Origin of the sequence: Calothrix anomala FACHB-343, assembly GCF_014696435.1 — a bacterium.
Lineage (GTDB): Bacteria > Cyanobacteriota > Cyanobacteriia > Cyanobacteriales > Nostocaceae > Aulosira > Aulosira anomala_A.
The window spans coordinates 1-24,657 of record NZ_JACJQG010000027.1; the positions used below are offsets into that span (position 1 = coordinate 1).

The following is a 24,657-nucleotide window of genomic DNA, read 5'->3' on the forward strand; positions in this document are numbered from 1 at the left end:
TTTGTTATTTTACCATTTTTTTGACTGCGACTGAAGTCGCGCGGGTCACTTTTCCGCCTCGCTCTAAAGAGACGAGGCTACCAAGTTTCCCGCTATTTTAGGGTGTTTTTAACTTGCACAATCTATCGTCAGGGCTGTTGACGGTTGACGGTTGACGGTTGACTGTTGACTGTTGACTGTTGACGGTTGACTGTTGACTGTTGACTGTTGACTGTTGACGGTTGACTGTTGACGGTTGACTGTTAACAGTCTTGATTAGTAGTTATGCAATTTAGACGCCTATTAGCTTACCTGTAGGGGCGAATAGCCTTTCATTGGTGTCAATTTAAGCTAAAAGCTATATACGGCGAGTGTTGTACAAAAACCCTCGCCCTCATCCCCTCACCCCTTCTCCCCCAGGAGAAGGGGAATTAAATCTCTTGCTCCCCTCTCCCTCAGGGAGAGGGGCTGGGGGTGAGGACATAACCTTTTCACCAAGCGGGTTTCACATTAAGTTGACACCAATGATAGCCTTTCGCCTGTATCGCACAATTTCCCAAATAACCAGCGTCTTAGGGACTTCCAAATAAAAAAACATCCCAATCATTAACTTACCAAGCCCGCAACTCGTAGGGGCGGGGTTACCCATACGTGTCAACTTAACGCAAAACCCCCATTCCATCTAGCTCCCATGCTCTGCGTGGGATCTGAGATTTATGAGGCTCTGCCTCAATTTATTAGAAGACGAGGCGGAGCCTCGCAATACGCATTTCCAGCCTCCGGCTGGAAACGAGATAGAAGCCTTGCAATCAGCCATCTGTGACTTAAGTTGACACCAATGGGGGTAACCCCGCCCCTACAATTTGGGATAATTTATTTTCTGGAGTTCCCTTATTCCTCTTGGGTTTCATCTGATTCCAGCAATTCCCAAATTAAAATGGCTAATTCAATCGCAATTCCTGAACCGGGGAACAATAAATCAGCAATTAGGGGAATCAGAAAAAATAAAACCGCCATTAACTTCTTAGCTGTCATTTGTTTTACCTCAAGCTTTGAAGCCAAGGTAAATTTGGGGTAATACTGGGAAGCAAAAACGGCTGTATATTGGCTGCGATCCGTGAATCTGCCAAGATTTGAGTTTGGGGATGCTAAATTGAGTTTAGGGAATCCCTAAACTTTGTCGCAAATTTGGGTAAAAATCAGCGATGGCGCGTGTTAGCTATGGTGATGATGTCAAAACGCGGGTAAAAATACTGTTAGAAAGCTTTTTGGCTTATGCTAATTACGAGTTAGAAAACCGAGATCGCTTTAAAATTGACGACAACTGGGAAACACCGCAGCAAGTAATAGTCAGAACACAGCTAAGAGTCTTAGGGGAACTTAGCGGTTTAACCACAGAACAAGTCCGAGACTCACTAAATGCGCTTAAGGATTTTCTGAAGATTCTCGAAGATTTACGCGAACACAAGCAAGGTTCGGCAGACTGGCACTTTCGGCTGAAATTTTGGCATGATAAAAGCGACAAATACGGGAATTTGCAGAAATTTGATGCTGAATGGCAAAGTAAACGAGAAGAATTACCCGGTGTACAGCGTGAGAAAGGTAGAAAAGCTCAACTTTCGCCTACCCGTTACGAGAATATTCCCTTGAGTGGGGTAACAAAGTTTGTCGGACGAGAAAGGGAATTGCAAGAACTCCATCGATTATTGCAGGAAAATCAACAAGTAGCCCTCATTGCTGCTATTGCAGGAATGGGTGGAGTTGGGAAAACAGAATTAGCACTGCAATATGCGAATTCGCACCGCGTCACTTATCAAGGTGGAATTTGCTGGTTGTCTGCATTACAGAATGTGGGGGTGCAATTAGTGCAGTTTGCTAGAACTTATCTTAATTTGAACCTACCAGAAGATTTAACAGAAAACCCTAACGAAAAATTACTCGCGCAAGTTAAATACTGTTGCCAAAACTGGTGTCAGGGTGAAGTTTTACTGGTAATTGATAACGTCACTAACTATCGAGACGAAGTTGGGTATTATTTAGAGTCTGTTCCTTCCCGGTTTAAGCAGTTAATTACCACACGGGAAAAATTACATTCGCCAATAGTGCGATTAGATTTAGATGTGCTGACACCACTAGCGGCGATGCAGTTATTAAAATCTATTATTGGTGAGGAACGACTGCAACGTGAGGCTTTAATTGCAGAAGAACTTTGTCAATGGCTGGGATATTTACCCTTGGGTTTGGAATTAGTCGGGCGTTATTTGTTAGGTGATGAGGAATTAACCCTAGCAGAAATGCTGCAAGACTTGGAAAATGAGCGTTTAAAGCATCAGGCTTTAGAAGAAGTTCCCCAAGAAATGAAAATTGAATTGGGTGTTGCGGCTGCTTTTGAGTTAAGTTGGCGACGGTTGCGAGAAAATGCTCAACGTTTAGGCTGTCTTCTGAGTTTATTTGCTTTAGCTCCGATTCCTTGGGATTTGGTGGAGAGTGTAACAATAAATAATGCGGCTCAAGATTGGAAAAAAGCTAGACGAGAGTTGTTACAGTTGCATTTACTCCAGCCCAAAGGTGAGGGAATGTATCAACTACATCCCCTGCTGCGGGAGTTTTTTCAAGATAAGCTTACAGGTTTAGAGCAGAGAGAGGAATTTAAGCGAAGTTTTTGCAGGGTAATGGTAGCAGTTGCTAAAAATATTCCTTACGCTCCTACACTTCAGCAAATTAAGGATGTTACCCCCACCATACCTCATATAGCTGAAGTGGCGAACAATCTCTTTCACTATGTCAGCGATGATGATTTAATTTGGCCTTTCATCGGTAACGCTTGGTTTTACAGTGGTCAAGGTTTATATGATAGGGCTATAGCTTGGTGTAAGCAGTGTTTAGCAGTTACTCAAAAACTTCTGGGTGAAGAACATCTTCATGTTGCAACCAGCTTCCACAACTTAGGGAGAATGTACTTATCTCAAGGTCATTGCAACAAAGCAGAACGTTTATACCTGCAAGCTTTAAATCTCAGGAAACGTCTGCTGATAGAGGAAAATCTTGATCTTGCTCAAAATCTTAACGACCTAGCATTCCTCTACTTTTTTCAAGGTCGTTATAAAGAAGCTGAACCTTTAGACTTGGAAGCTTTAAATCTCAGGAAACGCTTGCTAGGTGAAGAAAATCTTGATGTTGCTCAAAGTCTCAATAACCTGGCATTACTTTACTCTTCTAAAGGTAGATACAAAAAGGCTGAACCTTTATACCTGCAAGCTTTAAATCTCAGGAAACGCTTGCTAGGCGAAGAAAATCTTGATGTTGCTCAAAGTCTCAATAACCTAGCATTATTCTACAAATTACAAGAAAAATATAATAAAGCTGAATCTCTTTATCAGGAAGCTTTAAGAATCCAAATACACCTGTTGGGCGATCAACATCATACTATTGCTACTACCCTCAATAACTTAGCTGGACTCTACGAATCTCAGGGCAAATACAGCGAAGCCGAACCCTTGTATAAACAAGCTTTAGAATTACAGCAACACCGACTGGGTGAAGAACATCCTAATGTGGCACAAATCCTTAACAATCTTGCTGTACTTTACAATTTCCAAGGCAAATACAGCGAAGCTGAAACCTTGTTTATCCAAGCTGTGGATATTTTTGAGCAACAATTAGGAGTGAATCATCCCAATACTGTAACTGTACATCAAAACTTAGCAGATTTACGCGATCGCCTTAACTCACAACAGTAAAATTCAAGTTCCCAACCTCATCAATCAAGCTTTTATCTCCAAGTTCCAAGTTCCGAACTCGAAGTTTCATGTTCCAAACACGAATGTTCCTGTTTCAAACGAGAACGTTCTTGTTCTGAGGAGGAATGATGGTGTTTACAAGGCGAAAGTTCGTGTTCTGTGAGGGAATGATGGTGTTCACAGTGCGATCGCTCCTATTCTGAGGGGGAATGATGGTGTTCAGAGTGCGATCGCTTTTGTTCTAAGGTGAAATTATAGTGTTCAGAGTGCGATCGCTTTTGTTCTGAGGGGGAATGATGGTGTTCAGAGTGCGATCGCTTTTGTTCTCAGGGAGAATTATGGTGTTCAAAGTGCGATCGCTTTTGTTCTGAGGTGGAATCATGGTGTTCACAGTGCGATCGCTTTTGTTTTGTGGTGGAATCATGGTGTTCACAGTGCGATCGCTTTTGTTTTGAGGTGGAATCATGGTGTTCACAGTGCGATCGCTTTTGTTTTGAGGTGGAATCATGGTGTTCAGAGTGCGATCGCTTTTGTTTTAGGGTGGAATGATGGTGTTCAGAGTGCGATCGCTTTTGTTTTAGGGTGGAATGATGGTGTTCAGAGTGCGATCGCTTTTGTTGTGATACCAATTTCAATAATCTGCGACACATCAAAATATTCTAGAGGGCATGGCAGTGCCAGTGCCCCTACAATCTGTCGCATTCTTTTTTCCAATTGGTATGAGGTGGAATGATGGCGTTCATAGTGCGATCGCTTTTGTTTTGAGAGGGAATCATGGTGTTCACAGTGCGATCGCTTTTGTTGTGAGGTTAAATGATGGTGTTCAGAGTGCGATCGCTTTTGTTTTGAGTTGAAATGATGGTGTTCAGAGTGCAATCGCTTTTGTTTTAGGGTGGAATGATGGTGTTCATAGTGCGATCGCTTTTATTCTGAGGTGAAATCATGGTGTTGAGAGTGCGATCGCTTTTGTTGTGAGGGGGAATGATGGTGTTCACAGTGCGATCGCTTTTGTTTTGTGGTGAAATCATGGTGTTCACAGTGCGATCGCTTTTATTTTGAGGTGGAATGATGGTGTTCATAGTGCGATCGCTTTTGTTTTGTGGTGAAATCATGGTGTTCACAGTGCGTAGGCGTAGCCCGTCGAAGACATCGCTCGACTTAAATTGTAGAATGATGAGCGCTCTAGTAAAACATTACTCAACTAAATCCGGTATCATAAGTTGCACATCTTGAGTGCATCTGTAATTTCCATGTCAAAACCTGCTGATATCAGCACCAAACGCTTAATTAGCCTCGCACCTAACAATTGGGTAAAATGGGTAACACAAATTCCTGATATTGTTGCTGGAGAAATTCTTAATTCTGAATTTCAGTGGATCAGTAGAGAAAGCGATGTACTGATCCGCGCCGAAAGTCAAGAGTATGGGAAATTTCTCGTCCTTAATGAATTGCAATTGCGCTACAATCCCGAAATGCCACGACGAATGCGTGCCTATGCAGGGTTAGCAGAAGAAAAATATAAATTACCTACTTATCCTGTACTCATCAATATTCTCAAAACAAGTGATGTAGAAATACCCACAAAATACGAGTCCAACATTGCTGGGTTACAAGTACGCCAAGATTACCGCGTTATTAACCTGTGGGAAGTAGATGTTAGCATTGCCTTTGAACAACCCTTACCCTCGTTACTGCCATTTGTGCCAATTCTTAAAGGTGGTCAAAACGAGTCTACCATTCGAGAAGCATTGCGTTTATTACAAAGAGATGAACAATTAAATCAACTTGAAACTGTCTTGGCATTTTTTGCTACGTTTGTAATAGATAGTGCCTTAGTCCAACAAATTATGAGGTGGGATATGACAGTATTACGCTCTTCGCCTTGGTATCAAGAAATTATGCGAGAAGATAGGCTATCCAGCATCGAATTAACTCTAGAAGTAAAATTTGGCAATGAAGGATTGAATTTCATGTCAAAAATATCTCAAATATCTGATATTGAAGAACTCAAAGCCATTCAACGTTCCATACTCGTTGCCCAGAATCTAGACGAATTAAAGCAATTACTCGAAAAATAAGGAAATGACAATTAAATTTATTAATATGAATTAGTGAAAACCTAACGATGAATCCAGAACTGACTCAAGCGATCGCTTCGGAAATTCAGTTATTTCAGAATATCGAACAGAAAGAAAACTTTCTTTTTTTACTCGGTGCTTTAACTGCTAAAGTAATTAGCTTAAAAAAAGCTGCGGAAGTTATGCAGCTAGAACCAGCAGAATTACTCAAAATTCTAGACTTGATGGGAATTGAGTTTTCCTATCTCAGTGAAGAAGATGTTGCTTTGAATTTTGAATTTTGAATTTTGAATTTTGAATTGTTAATGATGCATAGTAGTTTGATAAACTTTAATCAACCGATTAATACCCTTAAAACTATAGCTTCCCATTTCTTGAAAATCTGAGGGTTGTGAAAGCATATTGTAAGTCACTTCACTAATTACACATTCACCAGGAGGACAAACTGCTTCCATCCTTGCAGCTAAGTTAATCGTACCGCCTAAAGCTGTATATTCAACCCGTTGGGAGCTTCCCACATCGCCAACAACAGCTTTACCGCTATTAATTGCAATGCGTAGTTGTAAAGGTTCTTGCCAAAAACTATTCATATTCAGGCGTTCTAGGCGAGTTAGCATCCCTTTAGCAGCAGCTGTGGCGCGTTGGGCGTGGTCTGCTTGTGGTTCTGGTGCGCCAAAAAACGCCATAATACAATCACCGATATATTTATCTAAAGTGCCACCATAGGCGAACACTTCTTGCAACATTTCTTCAAATAAATTATTGAGTAATTGCGCGATCGCAGTTGGTGTTACCCTTTCAGAAATAGCCGTAAAACCCACTAAATCTGCAAATAAAATGCTAATTTCACTTTCTTCCGGTGGTAAACGTCCATCTGGTAACCTACCTACAGATATTAACTGCTGCACTACAGCCGGAGAGTGATAGCGTTCAAGTCGGTGACGAATTACCTCTTCTTGTTTCAATCTATCTAATAATAACCAGCGTTGCACGCTGGAAGCGACAAGATTAGCTAAAGCCGAAAAAAAGCTGAGTTCTTCTTCACCTTCATTTGCCCAATGGTAAGAAGATAAATGTGCATCTGCATACAGTACACCTACAACTTTATTTTCATCCCATAATGGCACAGCCATGACGCTGCGAATTCCCTTAACTAAAACGCTGTGTTCGGAAGAAAAGCGTTCATCTTTATGAGTATCAGCCGATTGAATCACAACTTGTTCGTCAAATACCTTTTGACAAATACTCCGACTAATCCAACTACCATCAGGCGCTAAATATTGTTGTTGCGCAGCATTTCTCGTAGCTGCATTCATTAATTCTAAATTACCATTACTACTCACATCAATTAATAATGCCAAGCGGTCAATACTATCAAGATAGCGAAATACTACTTCTTGCACTTGCGAAAAAATCGCTTCTATGGATGTAGCGGCGCACAGATTTTTAGCGATATTTACTAAGTCTTTTAATCTCGCAATAGTTGTATCTTTATTACTAACTTCACCATCTTTACTATCAGCAGCTATCCATTGCTGTTGCAGTTGTTGAACGTTGCGTAAAATTGTTTTTTGTTCGCTATTATCTATTTCATTCTGCTGATTTGTTAGCTGTTTAGCAGGGTCGATAATAAACACCATTAAACTCACATTGCCTAACCAAACAATGTCACCGTGATGTAGCTGTTGGGGTTTTGTCAGTATGCGTTCATTAACCTGCGTGCCATTTTTACTCCCCATATCCTCAATATTCCACACCCCATCGGCTGTCTTGACAATTTTGGCATGGTTACGAGAAACACCACCAAAAGGTAAGTATAAGTTACATTCTGGTAACCTACCGATAGTAAATACATCTCGATCTACTGAAACAACGCTTTCAGTATCTCCATCTTGTAGACGTAGTTTAAGTTCAGTCATGAGTGTGAATTATCTGTCCTGGGATCTGGCGGTTCAACCATGTTTAAGCTGGGAACTACTCAAAGGATAATAGGACTTACGCAGTGTCAGATATTTTTCATGCTTTTTGTCAATGGTCAATAGTCCATAGTCCAAAAACTTGAATTTTGACCATTGACTTTTGACTTTTGACCACCCTTGTGAGGGTTTTTGTGTTCGGTGCGTAAATCCTGGATAAGTCTTTGGCTTTATCTTTATGACATTATCAATCGCATTTCGACAACTAGGAGGTAGTAATTATTACGGAACAATTATATTTAGATATACATCAGCCTTCTTATGAAAAACCTAACAAACTTTTTCTTTCAGGAAAAAGTGTATTCTAGTGAACAGTGAACCTCAGTCCAGCTATAAAATGATCGGCAGATTACTAGACCAACGTTACCAAGTAGTCGAGCTATTAGGCAAAGGCGGATTTGGTCATACTTATATAGCTCAGGATACTCGCCGTCCTGGGAATCCTGCTTGTGTGGTGAAACACCTCAAGCCGATTACTAGCGATCCTGAATTTTTGCCTTTAGCGAGACGTTTATTTAATAGAGAAGCCGAAACTCTAGAAAACTTGGGGCATAATGACCAAATACCCCGACTTTTAGCTTACTTTGAGGAGAATGAAGAATTTTATTTAGTCCAAGAGTTAGTGGAAGGACATCCATTATCCTGGGAAATGGCTCCCGGAACTCGGTGGAGTGAGGAACAAGTAATTCAACTATTACAAGAAGTCTTACCAATTCTGGAATTTATTCACAGTCATGGGGTAATTCATCGGGATCTCAAGCCGGATAATTTAATTCGCCGTGCTAGCGACAATAAAATAGTCTTGGTTGATTTTGGCGCGGTTAAACAAATTAAAAGCTACTCGCTGATGACTACAGAACAGCTAAAAAATGATACTTTGGCTGTAGGAACCCCCGGTTATATGCCAAGCGAACAAGGACAAGGTAGACCAAGACCTTGTAGCGATATTTACGCACTAGGGATAACTTGTATCCAAGCAATTACTGGCTTAAATCCCAAACAGTTAGGAGAAGATGCTGTTACCGGGGAAATATTATGGCAACATCACGCGCAAGTGAGCAATCAACTGGCAGCTATTCTCAATAAGATGATCCGCCATTATTTTAAATATCGCTATCAAACAGCCACAGAGGTACTGCAATCCCTCACTTCTATTACTAATGCCAGTACACCTGGGGTTGTAGCATCTGTTATGACTCAAATGGTAGGACACTATTTAAAAGATGGCTATGTGACAGCTACTAAAGTCATGCAATATCTGCAAGAATTAGCCAAGCCTTGTTATGTTCCCCCAGAGAATGGTACTAATTCTGATCCGACATTACCCCCATTAACTGCTGCTTCTACCCTACGCGCTTCTGAGGTAAAAAGTAGTATCTCAAATACTACAACTACAAATCCAATTGCTACGCGATCGCCTAGTAAGTTTCAAGTTTACATTCGTTCTATTCCCCAATCAAAACGCAAATCGCGATTACTCATTGGTGGGGGTGCAGCAATTGCGATCGCAGCTTTGGGAATTATGTCTGCGAATAACTCACAAAAACTTGCTTCTTCTTCTAGCACTCCGCAAAATGAAGTCAAGCCTGTAGCAACTACCCCAAGTCAACCCGAACAAAAAACAGGTTGTTTAACTGTTATTAGTTCCTCAAATTTACGTGCTGGATCTGGACAAAGAAGAACCGGAAAAGTAATTAAAGCCGGGACTCAGGTAACAACTACTGGTAGACTTGACGGTGGCTGGGTAGAAATTAGCGCTCCCGAAGTAGGTTGGATTTGGAAAAGTCGCACCAGAAATTCTTGTGCTAAGTAATTTGTCATTGGTCATTGGTCATTTGTCATTTGTCATTTGTCATTTGTCATTTGTCATTTGTTATTTGTCAGGGTTTCAGACCGATGTAATCCCAATTAAAAAAATAATGCCACAGATTGTAGGGGCATGGCAGTGCCATGCCCTCTAGAATATATTGATGTGTCGCAAACATTAATATAAGTAAAAAAAACGCTTCAACATCGTGTTGATTGTCGTCAAAGTTGTTTTGATTGTCGTCAAAGTTGTTTTGATTGTCGTCAAAGTTGTGTTGACTGTCGTCAGAGTTGTGTTGACTGTCGTCAGAGTTGTGTTGATTGTCGTCAGAGTTGTGTTGATTGTCGTCAGAGTTGTGTTGATTGTCGTCAAAGTTGTGTTGATTGTCGTCAAAGTTGTGTTGATTGTCGTCAAAGTTGTGTTGATTGTCGTTCAAGAATCAAGTTCATAGCCAGATTATCAGGGTTTTTGGGTAATAATTCCCTAGCGACATCTTGCAGATCATTACATCTGGCTAATTTTAATGCTGCTTCTTGCTCTTCCAATCTCCAGAGAATAACACCAGGCGCATTTAATCAAACACGCTTTAAAACCTGCATAATGGAGATTAACTTGTCAACGCAGACAAATTAATTAGCAATTAAAAATAAAAAACGAGCGCGGAGGGATTTGAACCCCCGACCCACAGAACCGGAATCTGTTGCTCTATCCACTGAGCCACGCGCCCTTGATTTTTTGTATTATAGCACATTTTTTATTGGGCATTGGGCATGGGGCATTGGGCATTGGGCATTGGGCATTGGGCAAAAGTCAAATAGAATTCTTAATTTTGAATTTTGAATTTTGAATTTTGAATTGTTTGTCTCCCTTGCCCCTACAAATAAGCCGCCGGATCTACAGGCGTACCATTGCGGCGGACTTCAAAATGCAGATGAGGCCCGGTAGATAAACCGGTGGAACCGACAGCCGCGATCGCTTGTCCGCGTTGTACTCCTTGTCCTTCAGAAACATATAATTCACTGGTATGACCGTAAAGTGTGGTAATACCGTCGCCGTGATCGATGATCGCAGCTTTACCATATCCGCCATACCAGCCAGCAAAAATTACTGTTCCCGAATCAGCTGCGCGAATTGTACTACCATAGCTAGCCGCAAAATCTAGTCCGGCATGAAAGCGCCGATAGCCTAAAATTGGATGTATCCGCCAACCAAAGGGGCTGCTAGTCGCTGCATCGCTGGGATAGGCTAACATTCCAGTTCCGCGAATAATGACGCTTTTACTGTTGCTGTTGGTTTTGGCTTGGGCTTCGGCTATTTTTTGTTGAATTAAGGCTTCTACATTTTTAGAATCTTGCTCTAGCTGATTTTGTGCTGCGGCTAACGCCAAGCGATCGCTATTGAGGCGTTGAATTAACTCGGCTTGCGATTGCGCTTGTAATTGATAATCGGATTTTTGCGCTAGTAATTGCTCTCTAATTAAAGCAATTTGATTTTTTTGCTGTTCTACTGCGGTTTTTTGGGCAATAATCTCCTGTGCTTGTGCATTGAGTTGAGTTAAAATTTTCTGGTCTGCTTGATAAACTAACTTGAGTTGATAACGGCGACTGATAAAATCGCTGATATTTTCACTTTGCAGTAAAATTGCCCAACCGCGATCGCCTGAAGATCGCTGCAAAAACCGCAACCTTGCAACGGTAGCTACCTGGCGTTGTTCATAAAAACGTTCCGCAGCTTCCAAATTAGCCTGTAACTGCTGAAGATTTTCGGTAGCTAGCTTTAATTGCGATTCGCTGTATTGAATATTGTTATTAGTAATTTGCAGATTTTTGTTAATCCCCGTGAGGCGATTTTGCGCACCCTGTTGGAGATTATTTAGGCGATCGCTTTCTTGAACCACATTTTGACGTTGTTGCTGAATTTGTTGCTGTTGTTGTCGTAAATTATCAATAGTTGCTGTAGGCGTTGCACCCACAGGTAACCATACCAGCAGCCAGCAAAGTATCAACAGCCAGCCAAACTTAATATATTGAGAAAATGGCGCTTTCATGCCGTTTCCGCCCAAGAATTTCAAGCATAACCAGCATTGTTCCCAAAACTTCGGCAGAACTAACAACAAATTAGTTGACTGTTGACAGTTGACTGTTGACTATTGACTGTTGACTGTTGCCTAAGTGTATTGACTCATCCTCCATAGAGATATACAATTTTGAATGAATAGAAGGGGAGTAGCTGCTGGAAATAAAAACCAGCCCATCTGAATCAACATACTGGCGATAAGCCTGGTTCGGGTGACAAATATTTAATAATCAGAAAATATTTGCAAAAATATTTGGAAGCGAGACCTTCACTAAGTTCACACAAAAAAGTGTGGAGCTTGGTGAGGTCTTTGTGCTTTCATCGAGCTTCACATCGGTAAACGATTCTTCAGGAGCTTGAGAGAGTGCTAACAGCTTTCACCGCAGGTTTGTTATTAATTACAGTTTCCGAATTAGGTGATAAAACATTTTTTATCGCCGTCATTTTAGCAATGCACCACTCACGGCGGTTGGTATTTACCGGGGTGGTAGCGGCTTTAGCGGCGATGACAATTCTTTCGGTAATTTTGGGACAAACGGTATCTTTGTTGCCCAAGGTGTATATTCACTATGCGGAAATTGCTTTGTTTATTGCCTTTGGTCTTAAGCTCCTGTATCAAGGTAGTAAGATGTCTGCTGCTAGTTGCGACAAAGAAGTAGTAGAAGAAGCGGAAGCGGCGGTAAAGCAAGCCGATTTAGAGTTACCCAAACGCAGAACACCACTGTCAATTTTAATTGAAGCCTTTGTTTTAACATTTATGGCAGAGTGGGGCGATCGCACGCAAATTGCTACCATTGCCCTAGCAGCCGGGAATAATCCCATCGGTGTGACTGTAGGTGCAGTTTTAGGACATGCTATTTGTGCCGCGATCGCAGTCATTGGTGGCAAAATGATTGCGGGTAGAATCTCCGAGCGTCAGCTAACTTTAATAGGTGGATGCTTGTTTTTGGTTTTTGGTATTGTTGCCGCAATTGAAGGAGCCTGATCGGTATCACAATTTCAGTATTCTAGAGGGCATGGCATTGCCATGCCCCTACAATCTGTCGCATTCTTTTTTCAAATTGCGATCGCAAGCAAACATGAAAATCCCTCTTCCCTCATCCCTAATCCCTAGCCTAAGCGCCCCTATTTCCCACTTTCCGGTGAAGGTGTAGCAGATGTCGCCGGACTAGGACTTGGGGAAGCTTGAGCAGCTTTATTAATTTCGTCTCTGTACTGAGCAGGTGCTAAAGCTGAGGCATTATTAAACAAAGTTTTCGCTTCTGCAACTTTACCTTGTTGCTTAAATAGCATCGCCTTAGCCAAAACGGGACGAAAATCTTTAGGATCTTTTTTCGCTGCTTGGTCGTATACAGAAATAGCTTGGGTATAACTTTTCTGAGTGGCGTGAACTGTGCCTAAAAGCACCTGTACACCCACCGTATCTACACTTCCAGGCTGGATTTTATTGACTTGGGATGCAGCCGTCAAAGTATCTTGTAATAAACCAATAGCGGCTTCTGGGCGTTTTTGGCTTAAAAGCAAAGATACCATACCTTGTAAAGCCTTGAGGTCACCAGGTTTTGTGGCTAAAACAGAACGGTAAGCTTGGGCTGCACCTTCCTTATCGCCCAGTTGTTGCTTGGCTTGCGCCAGCAGAACCGCATATTCTGTTTGATCGGGGTTGAGCTTGGCTAGCTTTTCTAGAGGTTCAATGACTCCCTGAATATCACCTTCTTTGATACTTAACAATTCTAACCTTGCCTGGAGCAAGCCTTTAAGGGCAGTTTGATTTTCTGGTTCCCGTTGCAAAACCAGCTGATAACCTCTAACTTCATCCTGCAATTTTGATTTCTGGTCAGGGGAAGCTGAATTACCCTGAGTACTGGCATTATTCTGGGGTGGGGTTTGTGTATTATTATTATTAAGTGCAGAAATTAAGGGAACCAGAGAAATTCCCACAAAGGTAAGAACTGCCAAAGCTAAGATGACCTTAACTATCCAGCTGCGCTGTTGAGACACAAGACTAATTTCTCCTGAACTTGAATTGACATTATCATCTACATAAATCTGATAAATCCGAAAGTTAAAAATTTCCAAAACTTTGCGGAATACTCTCGATTGCCTGTGAATTTTATAACAAATAACTATACACGCTGCTAAAGTAAGTGATGACTTTAGGAGGAGCCGTCAAGATTTAACCTATGATATGCTTCCCGAAACTAGTCTAAAGACGCTAAATTACACATTTAGTGTACAACTGTGTCTTGAGAATGCTTGAGAGCGCTCAGTCGTGGTGGGTTGAAAGCAAATATACTTTCATCAGCCGCACAAACGCTCTTTTCAGCTGCCTTCGTAAAATCCCACAATGGGATGTGTCTCCGCCGCAAGGAGTTTTTTATGAATTCCGACCTGATGCCGTCGCCCGAATCTTCCAATTCTTCTGCCTCTAACCAAGGCCAAATTACAGCAGAGTCAATCGCTAGTGTTCCTACAGTAGCAGCCCAGGACTCTGAACCAGAAAATTCCTCTGTTAACCCTAGCGAAACTGCCTCAAATGGGAACTTAGCTAATCGGCAACAACCGATTCCGCCTCCCAGCGAGCCGATGCAGTACCGTGCCATTGGGTTAGTCCGAGGTCGTTACCTTGCTAGCGATGAACAATTCACTCAAGGTAATCTGCTAACTAGTGATGGTGTAGAACTCAATGCCGTCCTGCTAGGCCGGATTATGAGTTTAGTTAAGAATCATTTAGATTTGCAACAAGAACATCTGTGGGTAGTTTATCCACGTACAAGACAAGAAAATGACACTTTGCACCTCCAAATTGTCGGGGTTTGGGAGCCAGAAAAACTGGCTAAACAGTTGACAGAGGAGGACGATCAAGATTCGGGATTAGAAGAAGTAGATATCCCGGATAATACTGTGTCTGACAGTGCCAAAGAATCTCTAAGCACCCTCAAACCCTCATCAGAAATTCCTGATGGTGGTTTTTCGGTGCGTGGTGAAGTAGTTTATCAGTCTTTTGATGCTAAGAGCTTAGTAGTCAAAATCAAACAGGCTCCGCGCAAACCAACAGACAAGCCCAAGTATTTTAAATTAAAACTGACAGGTGTGCTGACGACCAAAGCAGTAGGCAAGTTTTGGGACTTTCAAGTAAAGCGACAAGCTGACCTATTACTGATCGAAAGTGCAGAAGCGATCGCGGACTTACCCAAAAAGCGCAAACCGCCATTCAGAGGTGGCGGGCCTCGTGGTGCTGGCGGTGGTGGTGGTAGAAGACCATTCCCCCCCAGACGCGGCAGCGATACCCCACGCCCAGTCAAGAAAATCGGCGGTGGCGGCGATCCCTCAGCTGTATCAAAGCCTGTACCAAAAACGGCTCCTCCTAAGCCAATTAAGCGTCCGAAACCGACTCAGGAGTAGGGCATGGGGCATGGGGCATGGGGCATTGGGCATTGGGCATTGAAACAATTTTGGATTTTGGATTTTGGATTTTAAATTTTAGATTAGAATCCAAAATCGCAAATCTGTCTTGAAAAGTGACGCTCCTGCGTCGCTAACGCTGCGCTAACAGATCGCCGGAAGCCGGCGCTCCGACTTTTCGCAAAATCTAAAATTCCTTGTCTCCCTTGTCTCCCTTGTCCTCCTTGTCCCTCTTCCCTTGTCCTCTCAAATCAAAACTCTGTCCATCGGTCTTGAGGAAGAAATGAACGATCCATCGGAATTGGAGAAACTGGTTCAGTAAGGGTAAATTTCCCTGCTTCGATCCATTCTTTCAATTCCAAGGCGACTTGCCGCGAGAAAAACAAACTGGCTAGCGGTGCAACGCGCACTGTTCTGCCTTCAATGGTGACACGCCCAGACTTGAGTTGGGCGTAGCTCACCAAACCAAATGTGGGGCGCACGCGCCGGGGAATAGAAAAGTCTACAATAGGCGCGACTAATTCTTTATCTTGCACTGCACAATGTTCCACCACTTCGGCTGATAATACCGGTAGTGGTACGCCTACGCCCAGCATTAATGAAGGGCCATAGCTTTTGAAATAACATCCCCTCACCCACCTAGCATCCATTTGCTTGGCATCACCAATTAAAGCTAAAGTTGCAGACGGGCCAATGGGTGTATTATTAGCTAGGCGTTTTTGTAAGGGGAAATGTTGAGTACCTTCCCAAGCAACATAACCAATTCCCCCACCTAAAAAAATTCGCGTACCAATGCCAACTAGTTGTAAATTGGGGTCGTTAAGTAATGGAGAAATTGCGCCAGGGTTTGAGTAAACTGCATTTCCTAAACGTGGTTGTAAAGGGCCGAGATAAGTAAAAAGCGGGCGATCGCCTCCATTTACCCCGACAATAAAATTTTGATAGAGATTACGGGGATTAAATAAATAAAACTGATTGATTGTTTCCCGCATAATTGTCGTTTCAAAGGTGGCTCTAGGGTAACAATCTGTTACTTGTCCTTGGGCGCGTACTTGTACAGCTTTACCTGCAATTAAATCTTCGATCACATGACCGCCACCCCGTTCCCGCACCTCTTCACCATCAATTACATCTACGGGACAACTCGCACCCAAATATAAATCTACTGCGCCAAAACCAGAGTATGCGGGTACGCCATCTAACCAACAACGGCGAATTTTAATTGGTGGGTCAGTGTGTCCCAGATTAATAATTGCACCACTGGATTCCATTGGCTCAAAAGTTCCTGTAGTAATCACATCAACTTCTTGAGCAACGCGATCGACTCCAACTTCAGCAACTCTTGCTTTTAATTCTTCAACTGTCAAAACTACTGCACGTTGGCTGCTGATTTTTTCGTTAATTTCCGCAATTGTTCGCATATTAAATGTAGCGAATTCCTATATTCATTGTGGAGCAAGGTGGAGCAAGATAGCTGCCACGTTAAATCATTATATTTATCTACATATTTGTCTACTTATCTGGGTTTTGAAAATAATAGGACTTACGCACCGAACACAAAAACCCTCACAAGGGTGGTCAAAAGTCAAAAGTCAATGGTCAAAATTCAGGTTTTTGGACTATGGACTATTGACCATTGACAAAAAGCATGAAAAATATCTGACACTGCGTAAGTCCTAAATAATTAAGCGATCGCATTAATTCTACTGTCTAAATAATGGTATTAGAAATATTTAAGGCAACCGTACAATTACTTATTTATGGCTGCCCAAGTGCAAATATACTGACTTTTTATATTTTTAGGATTAAAGTTGATTAGACAACTATTGGCAAAAGTAACTAATTATGAGAAAACTTTCTAATCAAGTTTATTCTCGCTATAATCTGCTACGAATAATTACGTATTAACGAGCAATTATATTTTTATAGTGGCGGTTTCCCAGTGTTAATGCGTATATTAAATTATTCAATAACCGTAGCAATGTTTAGTATGTTGAACTTTCAAAATTAGGGTGGTGAAGAAATGATTTCATCAGGAGTGGAAGTTAAAATTGGGCGATTGGAATCTATAGTTGAGCAAATTGGGGAAGCAGTATTGTCTACTACAGAGACAATTGAGAGTCTAGCGCACCGACTAGAGACTTTGAGCGTGCAAGTCGAAGCCCAAGGAAAGCAGTTACAGCAGCAAGGTTATCAAATTTTTGCATTATGTGACGCTGTACAGACCCTTGCAGAATCTCAAGATGATTCTTTACAAAAACTCAGCCATCTGACAGAAACACTAGATAAGCTGATGATTTTGTTACAAGGGTCAGATTAGGAAGGATAGGGATGATGTTGACTGTTGACTGTTGACTGTTGACTGTTGACTGTTGACTGTTGACTTTTGACTACTAAGGGATTATCCCTGCAATTACACTTTTAATTTGGTGACAGCAATGTTACCAGAAAAACAGACATCCACATCGCTACCAGGAGTGCGATCGCGTTTGCCATATTCCCCAATATAATAAAAACCATCGCCATCAACTCGATAGTTAATTGGCAAGGCTTTGGTACAGGGTTGGCAAAACACAACTTCCGGATCTGGTTCTCCTGGTTGCAGATGTGGTAAATTGACGTTCCAGAAATGTCCTGGTTCCAGAGGACGCTGAAGTAAATCGGCTAAAACATCAGTTGTGAACTTAGCCGCAAGTTCCCAGTCAAAACTTTGCTTGGCTTTGCGATAGTGAGAAATAGCAATTCCGGCAATTCCATTCATTGCAGCTTCTCGCACCGCCGCTACAGTACCGGAAATATAAGCATCTACGCCTAAGTTACCGCCAGCATTTATCCCCGATAACACGAGGTTGACATTTTGGCTAATTTGTGTTATGGCAATTCTGACACAATCAGCAGGAGTTCCCGCGATCGCATATTCAGTTTCTGAACGTCGCTCAAGAGTTATGGGGCGAGTTGTGGTAACTTGATGTCCACAGCCAGATTGATGATCTCTCGGCGCAGCGATAATTACATTTTTGTCTTTGACAGCATTGAGCAATGCTTTAATTCCAGGTGCATCGATACCGTCGTCGTTAGTGAGGATGATAGTCATATATTTGAGGAAAGCCAGTGGAATTCTATCGTCAACCGTCGCCAGAGTCTAGCAATCTCTTGTCACAGCTACCCCAGCTAAGTGATGAGCAATTGCAACGAGATTACCTCAATTACCTGCAATGGACAGAACCCATAGCGCAGATGTTAGCACAGTTAGAAGATGAGGCTCAGGCATTAAGAATCGTGAGATTAGCCTTAGAGGTAGATTTGCAATTGGGGGCAAAGTTAGCAGGAGCAGTAAAACCAAGGTTTCAAGTGCAAACTGTGGGTTTGATAACTACATTACCAGTCCCTGAAGTATTGAAAGTTCAACTTTTGGGCATTACAGGTTCTGACTATGGGATTCCATATCTGGTAGAAGCATTGAATGACGAGGAAAGCTATATTCCTGGGAGTGCTACCTTTGCCCTTGGTGAAATTAAATCTGAAGTAGCAGTAAGAGCATTGATTCAAGCCTTAAATCATCAAAACTCAGATGTCTATTGGCTAGCTCCTCACATCTTGGCGCGAATTTGCTCTGAGTTAGCTGAAGCAGGATTAATTCATGCTTTGAACCATGAAAATCCTTGGGTTCGTGGTAATGCTGCTGAAGCATTAGCAGAAATAGGTAGAGAAGAAATTGTATACTTATTGATTCCATGTCTGAGCGATCAAGACCCTTATGTTGTAAAAATGGCTGCGTCTACCTTGGGAAAAATTGGTCATGAGGTCGCTGTACCAGCATTAATTGAAGTATTGCAGCATAAAAATCCTAAAGTTCGCATAAAAGCTGCTTCTGCGCTAGGGAAAATTAAATCTGAGGCAGCTGTTCCTTCATTAATTCAAGCCTTAAATGATGAATCTCCTTCGGTTGATTGGTATGTTGCTGATGCATTAGGAAAAATTGGGTCTCAAGCAGCAGTTACAGCACTGATTCAAGCCTTACAACATGACAACTATCTAATTAGATATAGTGCTACTTCTGCCTTAGGAGAAATCAAATCTCAACAAGTAGAGGAAGCATTAATTCCATTGCTTTTAGATGAAAACTGGATGGTTCAGGATCGTACTGTTGCTGCCTTGGGAAATATCGGCTCTGATAAAGCACAAGCAACTTTAATAGAAGCTTTTAATAGCGGATATCTTTATCTAAACGCTATTTGTTCTTTAGGAATGACTGCACCCCTATTAGCAGAGAGACTACTAATTCAGTTGTTGAATAATCAATCTCATCAGCTTGATGCTATCCGTGCTTTAGGGCAAATTGGTTCTCAGGCTGCGATTCCGCTACTAATTCAAGCTCTCAACCATGTAGATTTTCAAGTTAGTCAAGCTGCTGCTTTTGCTTTAGGCAACATTGGCTCTGATGCAGCTGTTCCATTTCTCATCGAAGCTATGAACAATAAGAATGAATTTGTTCAGGAGAGTGCTGCTATGATTTTGGGAGAACTTGGCTCAGAAGAAGCAATTCCGGCACTCACTCATGCGTTAAAGTACGGATGTCCTTTAATTAAATCAACAGCAGTAAAAGCATTAGGAAAGATTACTTCTCAAGCAGCTATAGCAGCATTGATAGAAGCTTTGAATAACTATTTAACCTATGATGATATTGATGATAGTGATGATATTTCTATAATATTTGCTGCGGAAGCATTAGAAAAAGAAGGTACTCCGGAAGCGCTACCTTATTTAGCGAAAATACTACTAAAACTAACTGGGTACAAATCTACGTTTATTGAAACTGTATTTAATACGATCGCTGCCATTCAGCATCGCTGTGGTTACTATAACTATGCGATCGCTCATTCGTAAAACTTTAGTATTCAAAAATCCTCACAAGTCTATCAGTCTTATCGCCTAGCTAAACTTGCAATTCAAATCCAGGTAATACATCTTCGCCAGAAAGAATCACTGACATTTGCACAACTTCTACAGCTTGATTAATTCGATAAATTTCTACTGTGGCATCTTGAGGATTAATCAACCAACCCAAATGCAAACCATTCTCTATATATTCTTGCATTTTCTGTTGCAAAGCTTTGAGTGAATCTGTTTCCGAACGCAGTTCAATAACAAAATCTGGTACAAGGGGCGGAAATTTTTTGCGCTGTTCTACTGTTAAAGTTTCCCAACGTTCCAACTTTACCCAAGCTGCATCAGGAGAACGTTTGGCACCATTGGGTAATGTAAAAATAGTTGAAGAACTGAAAACTTTTCCTAATTTAGCTTGACGATTCCAGATTTCTAAATCAGTAATTAGCCCGGCTTCTTGATTGCCGCTTTCTCCTCCTACTGGTGGCACAATTATTAATTCTCCTGCTGCATTCATTTCTAAGCTTAAGTCTTTATTGGCAAGACACAATTGATAAAATTGCTCATCGGTTAAATGAGCGATTGGTTCAAGATTTAAAACAACAGTATTCATTGAACTTTTCTCAGTGCCTTTTTAGCTAACAATAGTTGCCTTTATTTACAAGTTTAGCAGTGTAAATTAATCTGCACTTTTCACAGACACAGGTTTGCTACATTGATCGTAAGGGAGCATCCCAAATGTGCAAAAACGCCCTCACCCTATAAGGGTGGGGCTAGAAATACGAAGCCTGCCTTCGCAGGCTAAAAGTTTGATAGCCTGCGAAGGCAGGCTTTGTTGGTATAGCAATACCCTAGAAGGGTATTGCGTCAAAATTGGGATGCTCCCGATCGTAATCCGGCAACTTTGAGGATGAAAAAATGCTTAGAGAGTACTCACCCCCGCTTCAAAGTGGCGATCGCTTAACTCGTCCAGAATTTGAACGACGTTATGCGGCTGCACCCCACATCAAGAAAGCTGAATTAATTGAAGGAATCGTTTACGTGGCATCTCCATTAAGACATGAACAACATGGCAAACCCCACAGCAGAATCATGACTTGGTTAGGAATCTACCAAGCAATGACTCCTGGTGTTGACTTGAGTGATGCACCCACGGTACGCCTGGATTTAGATAACGAACCCCAACCCGATGCAGTATTGTTTCTTGAATCTGCGGTAGGTGGGCAAACACGTGTGAGTAGTGATGATTATATCGAAGGCGCGCCTGAGTTAATTGTGGAAATTGCCGCCAGTAGCGCCGCAATTGATAGGGGTAGCAAAAAGCAGGTTTATCGCCGTAACGGGGTATTAGAGTATGTAATCTGGCAAACCTATGACAATCAAATTGAATGGTTTTACCTCACCGATGGCGACTATCAATTGCTATCACCTGGCGCAGATGGGATTATTCGCTCTCAGGTATTTCCGGGTTTGTGGTTAGCGGTAGAAGCGCTGTTAAATAATCAAATGGCACAGGTGTTGGAGGTAGTGCAAGCGGGGTTGAATTCAGCCGAACATACAACGTTTGTACAACGGTTGAGTCAAAGAACGTGAAAGGGCGATCGCTAATTCATCAAACTTGTATCTATGCTCAATAGCCAACAAAAGTTTAAGATTTTCTACCAAAAATAGTATAAACGTTTAATTGTATGGTATCATCCGCGAATGGTTTGCAAAATCCGCCCAATTAAAGAATTTATCTGTAAATGGGCGGAATTCCTCGAAAATATTGCCTACACAACTGAAAATTGTACAGACAAGGGTTATCGCGTCTCTAACAACTGATAAGCAAAGCTCAATAAAATCTATCTTTGGGATGTAGCGAAAAACTTTCAGCAGAAAAAAGCTATCAACCAGGTGATTTTGACATGGGTTGTGTAGTATTTTTGGTGCAAGTCTCTCTGTTGAGTTTATCAAATGAAACAGCTCCTCAACCAAGCAATTATCATTCCCAAATACTTAATTAAGCTAATTTTGCCATTAGTGGCGATCGCTCTAGTTTCCTTTTTCGTTGTGCCTTCCGCCTTAGCTACTGGTGTATATCAAATACCCAACCTAGCAGCAGATAACAGCACCTGGGTGGTAGATGAAGCCGACGCAATTAGTCGGGTGAATGAAGGTAAGATTAGCAGCACCTTGTCAGATTTGGCAAAGCAAACTGGCTATGAAACCAGAATTGTCACCATTCACCGACTTGACTATGGAGAAACACCAGAAAGTTTCGCCAAAGCGCTGTTTGAAAAGTGGTTTCCCACCAAAGAAGCACAAGCTAATCAAACCCTCTTGGTAATTGATACAGTCACCAACGGTACTGCCATTGTTACCGGAGATAAAGTCAAGTCCTTGCTGACAGATTCTATAGCCGAAAGCGTAGCCTCGGAAACTGTCATGGCTCCCCTAAGAAATGGTAACAAATATAACCAAGCCTTCTTAGATGCGAGCGATCGCCTAGTTGCAGTCCTCTCTGGACAAACCGATCCCGGCCCGCCAAAAGTTGTAGAGAAAGTACAGGTAGAAGGCACATTCAAAAAAGCCTCTGAAACCGACCAAAGTAATGCTACAGCTTGGGTAGTAGGACTGTTAATTGCTGCCACTATTATCCCAATGGCAACCTATTATCTCTATCAAGTTAATCAACCATCTAACAATGGTTAATAGCTAAGGGCATTGGGCATTGGGCATGGATGAGCCACTGCGGCTCAGTACAAGTTTTGGATTTTGGATTGTCATCTAAAATCCAAAATCCAAAATCTAAAATTCCTTGTCTTTATTGTCCTGCTACTGTCTTCAGAGTATGTCTTTAAATCGACACCATACAATAATTGGTCATTCATATTGACAAATGACCAATGACAAATGACAAATGACAAAATTTAATCTTTTATTGCCTATGTGCAATAAATTTTAATCTTGAATATACTCTTGCCCTGTCACTAAAGCCGCCTCAGCCCGGACAAATTCTCTGCCCAAATAAGCTGCATGGTCTAAAAGACTCACTGGACAGGGCTGAGTTTCTTCAAATATTTTGACGCAGAGTTCCTTAGCAGTTCTCCCACTAAATACAGTTGTGTGAGTTCGTTGCACTTTTCCTTTAGCAGGTATTACTTCTCCCGTTTCTGGATCTACAGCTAAACCGCGCTCATCAATTACATTTGTAAAATGCTTGGCATAAATTAATCTTGCCTCTCGATCCAAGTAGATAATAAAATATCCACTAGGGTCAAGGTCAATATGTCTTGCAGAAAGCTGTTCATCAATCGCGGCCAAATCTTCTACCATCAAATCCATAGTCATTTTTTAAAGCAAATTTTTGCCAAGTTTATACATGCTATTTCTAGTGTAATTTATTGTACTTAAATATCTCATTTACTAAAGGGCAATTCGGCATTAATCCCTTCAATTTCTTGTTGTTCGAGTTGATTGACTTCCTGGATATAAGGCAACAAAATTTGTCCTAAACGGTTATTGTAAAAGCGGTGCAAACTGTGATTAGGTTTAGCCGGAAACCCGCGCCGTTTTTTGTGTCTTCCACCAGCACCAGGGTCAAAAATTTGGATATTGTTAGCGATCGCCCATTCAATCGGTGCATAATAGCAAGCATCAAAATGCAAGCAATCGATTTCTTGAAAGCTTCCCCAATAGCGCCCGTATAGTCTATCGCCCTTAAATAAACAAAACGACATTCCTATTGGGTGACGGTTATCTTGCTCGCTATAAGCAGCAAAAAACAGCACCCGATGGCGGTAATTACCATGTAACTGTTCAAAAAACCGTTTTGTCAGGTATTTACTACCCCACCAGCCAAACTTATCACAAGTATCTGCGTAGAACTGATACATCAAAGGAAATAAAGAATGGGGAATTTCCTCGCCAGTCAAAGGTTGTAGCCGTAAACCCGCCTTTTCTACCGCTTTGCGTTCCCGCTTAATATTACGGCGCTGATTGGCGTTGAATACAGCTAAATAATCATCAAAATTCTGAAATGCGCTATTGTCCCAAATGTAACTATGATGCAGCCAACTGGTAAAGCCTTGTCTTTCTAACACTGGACGCCATTCGGGATCGACATATAGAAAATGACAGCCAGAAATGCGATGCTGATTGCAGAAAGAGTCAATTTCATGCAGCATCAAACCTGTAATTTCATCCTCATCTTCCCCAGGCGCAATTAAAAACCGATAGCCTTCAGCCGGAGTAAACGGCGTCATTCCCAATAATTTCGGGTAATAATCCACCCCAATCCGTTCAGCTAAACTTGCCCATTGGTGATCGAAGACAAATTCGCCAGCACTATGTCCTTTAAGATAAAGAGGAGCCGCCGCAATCAGCGTTTTATCGCGCCATACAGTCAAGTGATTGGGTAACCAGCCAGTTCTTCTAGTAGCACTGTGGGAGATTTCCAAATTATTCAACCACTCCCACTCTAAAAAAGGAGTTTTCAGAGGTAAAGCCAAAGCATCCCAAGCTTCTTGCGGGATTTCAGCAATTTTATCGCTCCAAACGATAGAATAGCGGGGTTTTAGTTTTTCTATCATCCTGTGGTTTTTGGTGAGGGACTAGGGGTTAGGGACTAGAGGCTAGGGGCTAGGGGTTAGGGAGAGGGACAAGGGAGACAAGGGGGACAAGGAGGACAAGGAGGAAAATAAATGATTATTAACCATTGACTATTG

General features: G+C 41.8%; 23 protein-coding genes and 1 tRNA gene. 12 read left to right on the top strand and 12 right to left on the bottom strand.

Translation table 11 applies throughout. The annotated features are described in order from the left end of the window. Positions 1 to 870 precede the first annotated feature (870 nt). The gene (locus H6G08_RS16735) at positions 871 to 1,014 is read right to left on the bottom strand and encodes a hypothetical protein (RefSeq protein ID WP_190544874.1); all 144 of its coding nucleotides are present in this window, start codon (positions 1,012 to 1,014) and stop codon (positions 871 to 873) included. 170 nt (positions 1,015 to 1,184) lie between these two features. On the opposite strand from H6G08_RS16735, the gene H6G08_RS16740 reads away from it, so the two are divergent. Continuing rightward, a complete protein-coding gene (locus tag H6G08_RS16740) occupies positions 1,185 to 3,719 on the top strand; it encodes a tetratricopeptide repeat protein (protein WP_190544877.1) in 2,535 nt (844 codons plus the stop codon). A 241-nt stretch (positions 3,720 to 3,960) separates the two neighbouring features. Here the strand turns inward: H6G08_RS16740 and H6G08_RS16745 are convergent, their stop codons facing one another. Next, the gene (locus H6G08_RS16745; RefSeq protein ID WP_190544880.1) at positions 3,961 to 4,227 is read right to left on the bottom strand and encodes a hypothetical protein; all 267 of its coding nucleotides are present in this window, start codon (positions 4,225 to 4,227) and stop codon (positions 3,961 to 3,963) included. A gap of 211 nt (positions 4,228 to 4,438) precedes the next feature. Between H6G08_RS16745 and H6G08_RS38200 the strand changes: the two genes are divergently transcribed. Further along, a complete protein-coding gene (locus H6G08_RS38200; protein WP_277877837.1) occupies positions 4,439 to 4,573 on the top strand; it encodes a hypothetical protein in 135 nt (44 codons plus the stop codon). A gap of 33 nt (positions 4,574 to 4,606) precedes the next feature. Here the strand turns inward: H6G08_RS38200 and H6G08_RS16750 are convergent, their stop codons facing one another. Next, positions 4,607 to 4,831, bottom strand: coding sequence for a hypothetical protein (locus H6G08_RS16750; protein WP_190544883.1), 225 nt, complete (start codon positions 4,829 to 4,831; stop codon positions 4,607 to 4,609). Between the two features lie 138 nt (positions 4,832 to 4,969). Between H6G08_RS16750 and H6G08_RS16755 the strand changes: the two genes are divergently transcribed. Both H6G08_RS16755 and H6G08_RS16760 read left to right on the top strand, forming a co-directional pair. Further along, positions 4,970 to 5,797 (top strand): RpnC/YadD family protein, encoded by an 828-nt coding sequence (locus H6G08_RS16755; RefSeq protein WP_190544886.1) that lies wholly within the window; start codon positions 4,970 to 4,972, stop codon positions 5,795 to 5,797. Between the two features lie 47 nt (positions 5,798 to 5,844). Then, on the top strand, positions 5,845 to 6,081 hold the full coding sequence (locus H6G08_RS16760; RefSeq protein ID WP_190544889.1) for a hypothetical protein: 237 nt from the start codon (positions 5,845 to 5,847) through the stop codon (positions 6,079 to 6,081). Positions 6,082 to 6,099: 18 nt separating this feature from the next. Here H6G08_RS16760 and H6G08_RS16765 read toward each other — a convergent pair whose 3' ends face one another. Beyond that, entirely contained in the window at positions 6,100 to 7,716 is a 1,617-nt protein-coding gene (locus H6G08_RS16765; protein WP_190544894.1) for an adenylate/guanylate cyclase domain-containing protein, read from the bottom strand. 394 nt (positions 7,717 to 8,110) lie between these two features. On the opposite strand from H6G08_RS16765, the gene H6G08_RS16770 reads away from it, so the two are divergent. Then, complete coding sequence (locus H6G08_RS16770) at positions 8,111 to 9,586, top strand: serine/threonine protein kinase (protein WP_190544898.1); 1,476 nt, start codon at positions 8,111 to 8,113, stop codon at positions 9,584 to 9,586. 202 nt (positions 9,587 to 9,788) lie between these two features. Further along, entirely contained in the window at positions 9,789 to 10,031 is a 243-nt protein-coding gene (locus H6G08_RS16775) for a hypothetical protein (RefSeq protein ID WP_190544901.1), read from the top strand. Positions 10,032 to 10,234: 203 nt separating this feature from the next. On the opposite strand, the gene H6G08_RS16780 is transcribed toward H6G08_RS16775, so the two are convergent. Then, positions 10,235 to 10,307 (bottom strand) — tRNA-Arg (locus tag H6G08_RS16780). Positions 10,308 to 10,454: 147 nt separating this feature from the next. Next, the gene (locus H6G08_RS16785) at positions 10,455 to 11,627 is read right to left on the bottom strand and encodes a murein hydrolase activator EnvC family protein (protein ID WP_190544904.1); all 1,173 of its coding nucleotides are present in this window, start codon (positions 11,625 to 11,627) and stop codon (positions 10,455 to 10,457) included. Between the two features lie 393 nt (positions 11,628 to 12,020). On the opposite strand from H6G08_RS16785, the gene H6G08_RS16790 reads away from it, so the two are divergent. Beyond that, positions 12,021 to 12,641, top strand: a complete 621-nt coding sequence (locus tag H6G08_RS16790; protein ID WP_190544907.1) for a TMEM165/GDT1 family protein — start codon at positions 12,021 to 12,023, stop codon at positions 12,639 to 12,641. Between the two features lie 140 nt (positions 12,642 to 12,781). On the opposite strand, the gene H6G08_RS16795 is transcribed toward H6G08_RS16790, so the two are convergent. Beyond that, entirely contained in the window at positions 12,782 to 13,657 is an 876-nt protein-coding gene (locus H6G08_RS16795) for a tetratricopeptide repeat protein (RefSeq protein WP_190544910.1), read from the bottom strand. Positions 13,658 to 14,035: 378 nt separating this feature from the next. Here H6G08_RS16795 and patR point away from each other — a divergent pair, with 378 nt between their 5' ends. Further along, the gene (gene patR / locus H6G08_RS16800; RefSeq protein ID WP_190544912.1) at positions 14,036 to 15,061 is read left to right on the top strand and encodes a heterocyst master regulator PatR; all 1,026 of its coding nucleotides are present in this window, start codon (positions 14,036 to 14,038) and stop codon (positions 15,059 to 15,061) included. A gap of 251 nt (positions 15,062 to 15,312) precedes the next feature. Here patR and H6G08_RS16805 read toward each other — a convergent pair whose 3' ends face one another. After that, on the bottom strand, positions 15,313 to 16,482 hold the full coding sequence (locus H6G08_RS16805) for a homocysteine biosynthesis protein (protein WP_190544915.1): 1,170 nt from the start codon (positions 16,480 to 16,482) through the stop codon (positions 15,313 to 15,315). 602 nt (positions 16,483 to 17,084) lie between these two features. Here H6G08_RS16805 and H6G08_RS16810 point away from each other — a divergent pair. Then, positions 17,085 to 17,381 carry a hypothetical protein gene (locus H6G08_RS16810; RefSeq protein WP_096643970.1) on the top strand — a complete coding sequence of 99 codons (297 nt, stop codon included), beginning with the start codon at positions 17,085 to 17,087 and terminating at the stop codon, positions 17,379 to 17,381. A 93-nt stretch (positions 17,382 to 17,474) separates the two neighbouring features. Here H6G08_RS16810 and surE read toward each other — a convergent pair whose 3' ends face one another. Further along, the gene (gene surE / locus H6G08_RS16815) at positions 17,475 to 18,155 is read right to left on the bottom strand and encodes a 5'/3'-nucleotidase SurE (RefSeq protein ID WP_190544918.1); all 681 of its coding nucleotides are present in this window, start codon (positions 18,153 to 18,155) and stop codon (positions 17,475 to 17,477) included. A gap of 17 nt (positions 18,156 to 18,172) precedes the next feature. Between surE and H6G08_RS16820 the strand changes: the two genes are divergently transcribed. Further along, positions 18,173 to 19,948, top strand: coding sequence for a HEAT repeat domain-containing protein (locus tag H6G08_RS16820; protein ID WP_190544921.1), 1,776 nt, complete (start codon positions 18,173 to 18,175; stop codon positions 19,946 to 19,948). A 49-nt stretch (positions 19,949 to 19,997) separates the two neighbouring features. Here H6G08_RS16820 and H6G08_RS16825 read toward each other — a convergent pair whose 3' ends face one another. Beyond that, the gene (locus tag H6G08_RS16825; protein ID WP_190544923.1) at positions 19,998 to 20,561 is read right to left on the bottom strand and encodes a Uma2 family endonuclease; all 564 of its coding nucleotides are present in this window, start codon (positions 20,559 to 20,561) and stop codon (positions 19,998 to 20,000) included. A 305-nt stretch (positions 20,562 to 20,866) separates the two neighbouring features. Here H6G08_RS16825 and H6G08_RS16830 point away from each other — a divergent pair, with 305 nt between their 5' ends. Further along, entirely contained in the window at positions 20,867 to 21,541 is a 675-nt protein-coding gene (locus H6G08_RS16830; protein WP_190544926.1) for a Uma2 family endonuclease, read from the top strand. A gap of 363 nt (positions 21,542 to 21,904) precedes the next feature. Next, on the top strand, positions 21,905 to 22,642 hold the full coding sequence (psb32, locus tag H6G08_RS16835; RefSeq protein WP_190544929.1) for a photosystem II repair protein Psb32: 738 nt from the start codon (positions 21,905 to 21,907) through the stop codon (positions 22,640 to 22,642). Positions 22,643 to 22,891: 249 nt separating this feature from the next. Here the strand turns inward: psb32 and H6G08_RS16840 are convergent, their stop codons facing one another. Both H6G08_RS16840 and H6G08_RS16845 read right to left on the bottom strand, forming a co-directional pair. Further along, the gene (locus H6G08_RS16840; protein ID WP_190545052.1) at positions 22,892 to 23,275 is read right to left on the bottom strand and encodes a DUF4346 domain-containing protein; all 384 of its coding nucleotides are present in this window, start codon (positions 23,273 to 23,275) and stop codon (positions 22,892 to 22,894) included. A gap of 74 nt (positions 23,276 to 23,349) precedes the next feature. After that, the gene (locus H6G08_RS16845; RefSeq protein WP_190544932.1) at positions 23,350 to 24,522 is read right to left on the bottom strand and encodes a GNAT family N-acetyltransferase; all 1,173 of its coding nucleotides are present in this window, start codon (positions 24,520 to 24,522) and stop codon (positions 23,350 to 23,352) included. Positions 24,523 to 24,657: the final 135 nt, after the last annotated feature.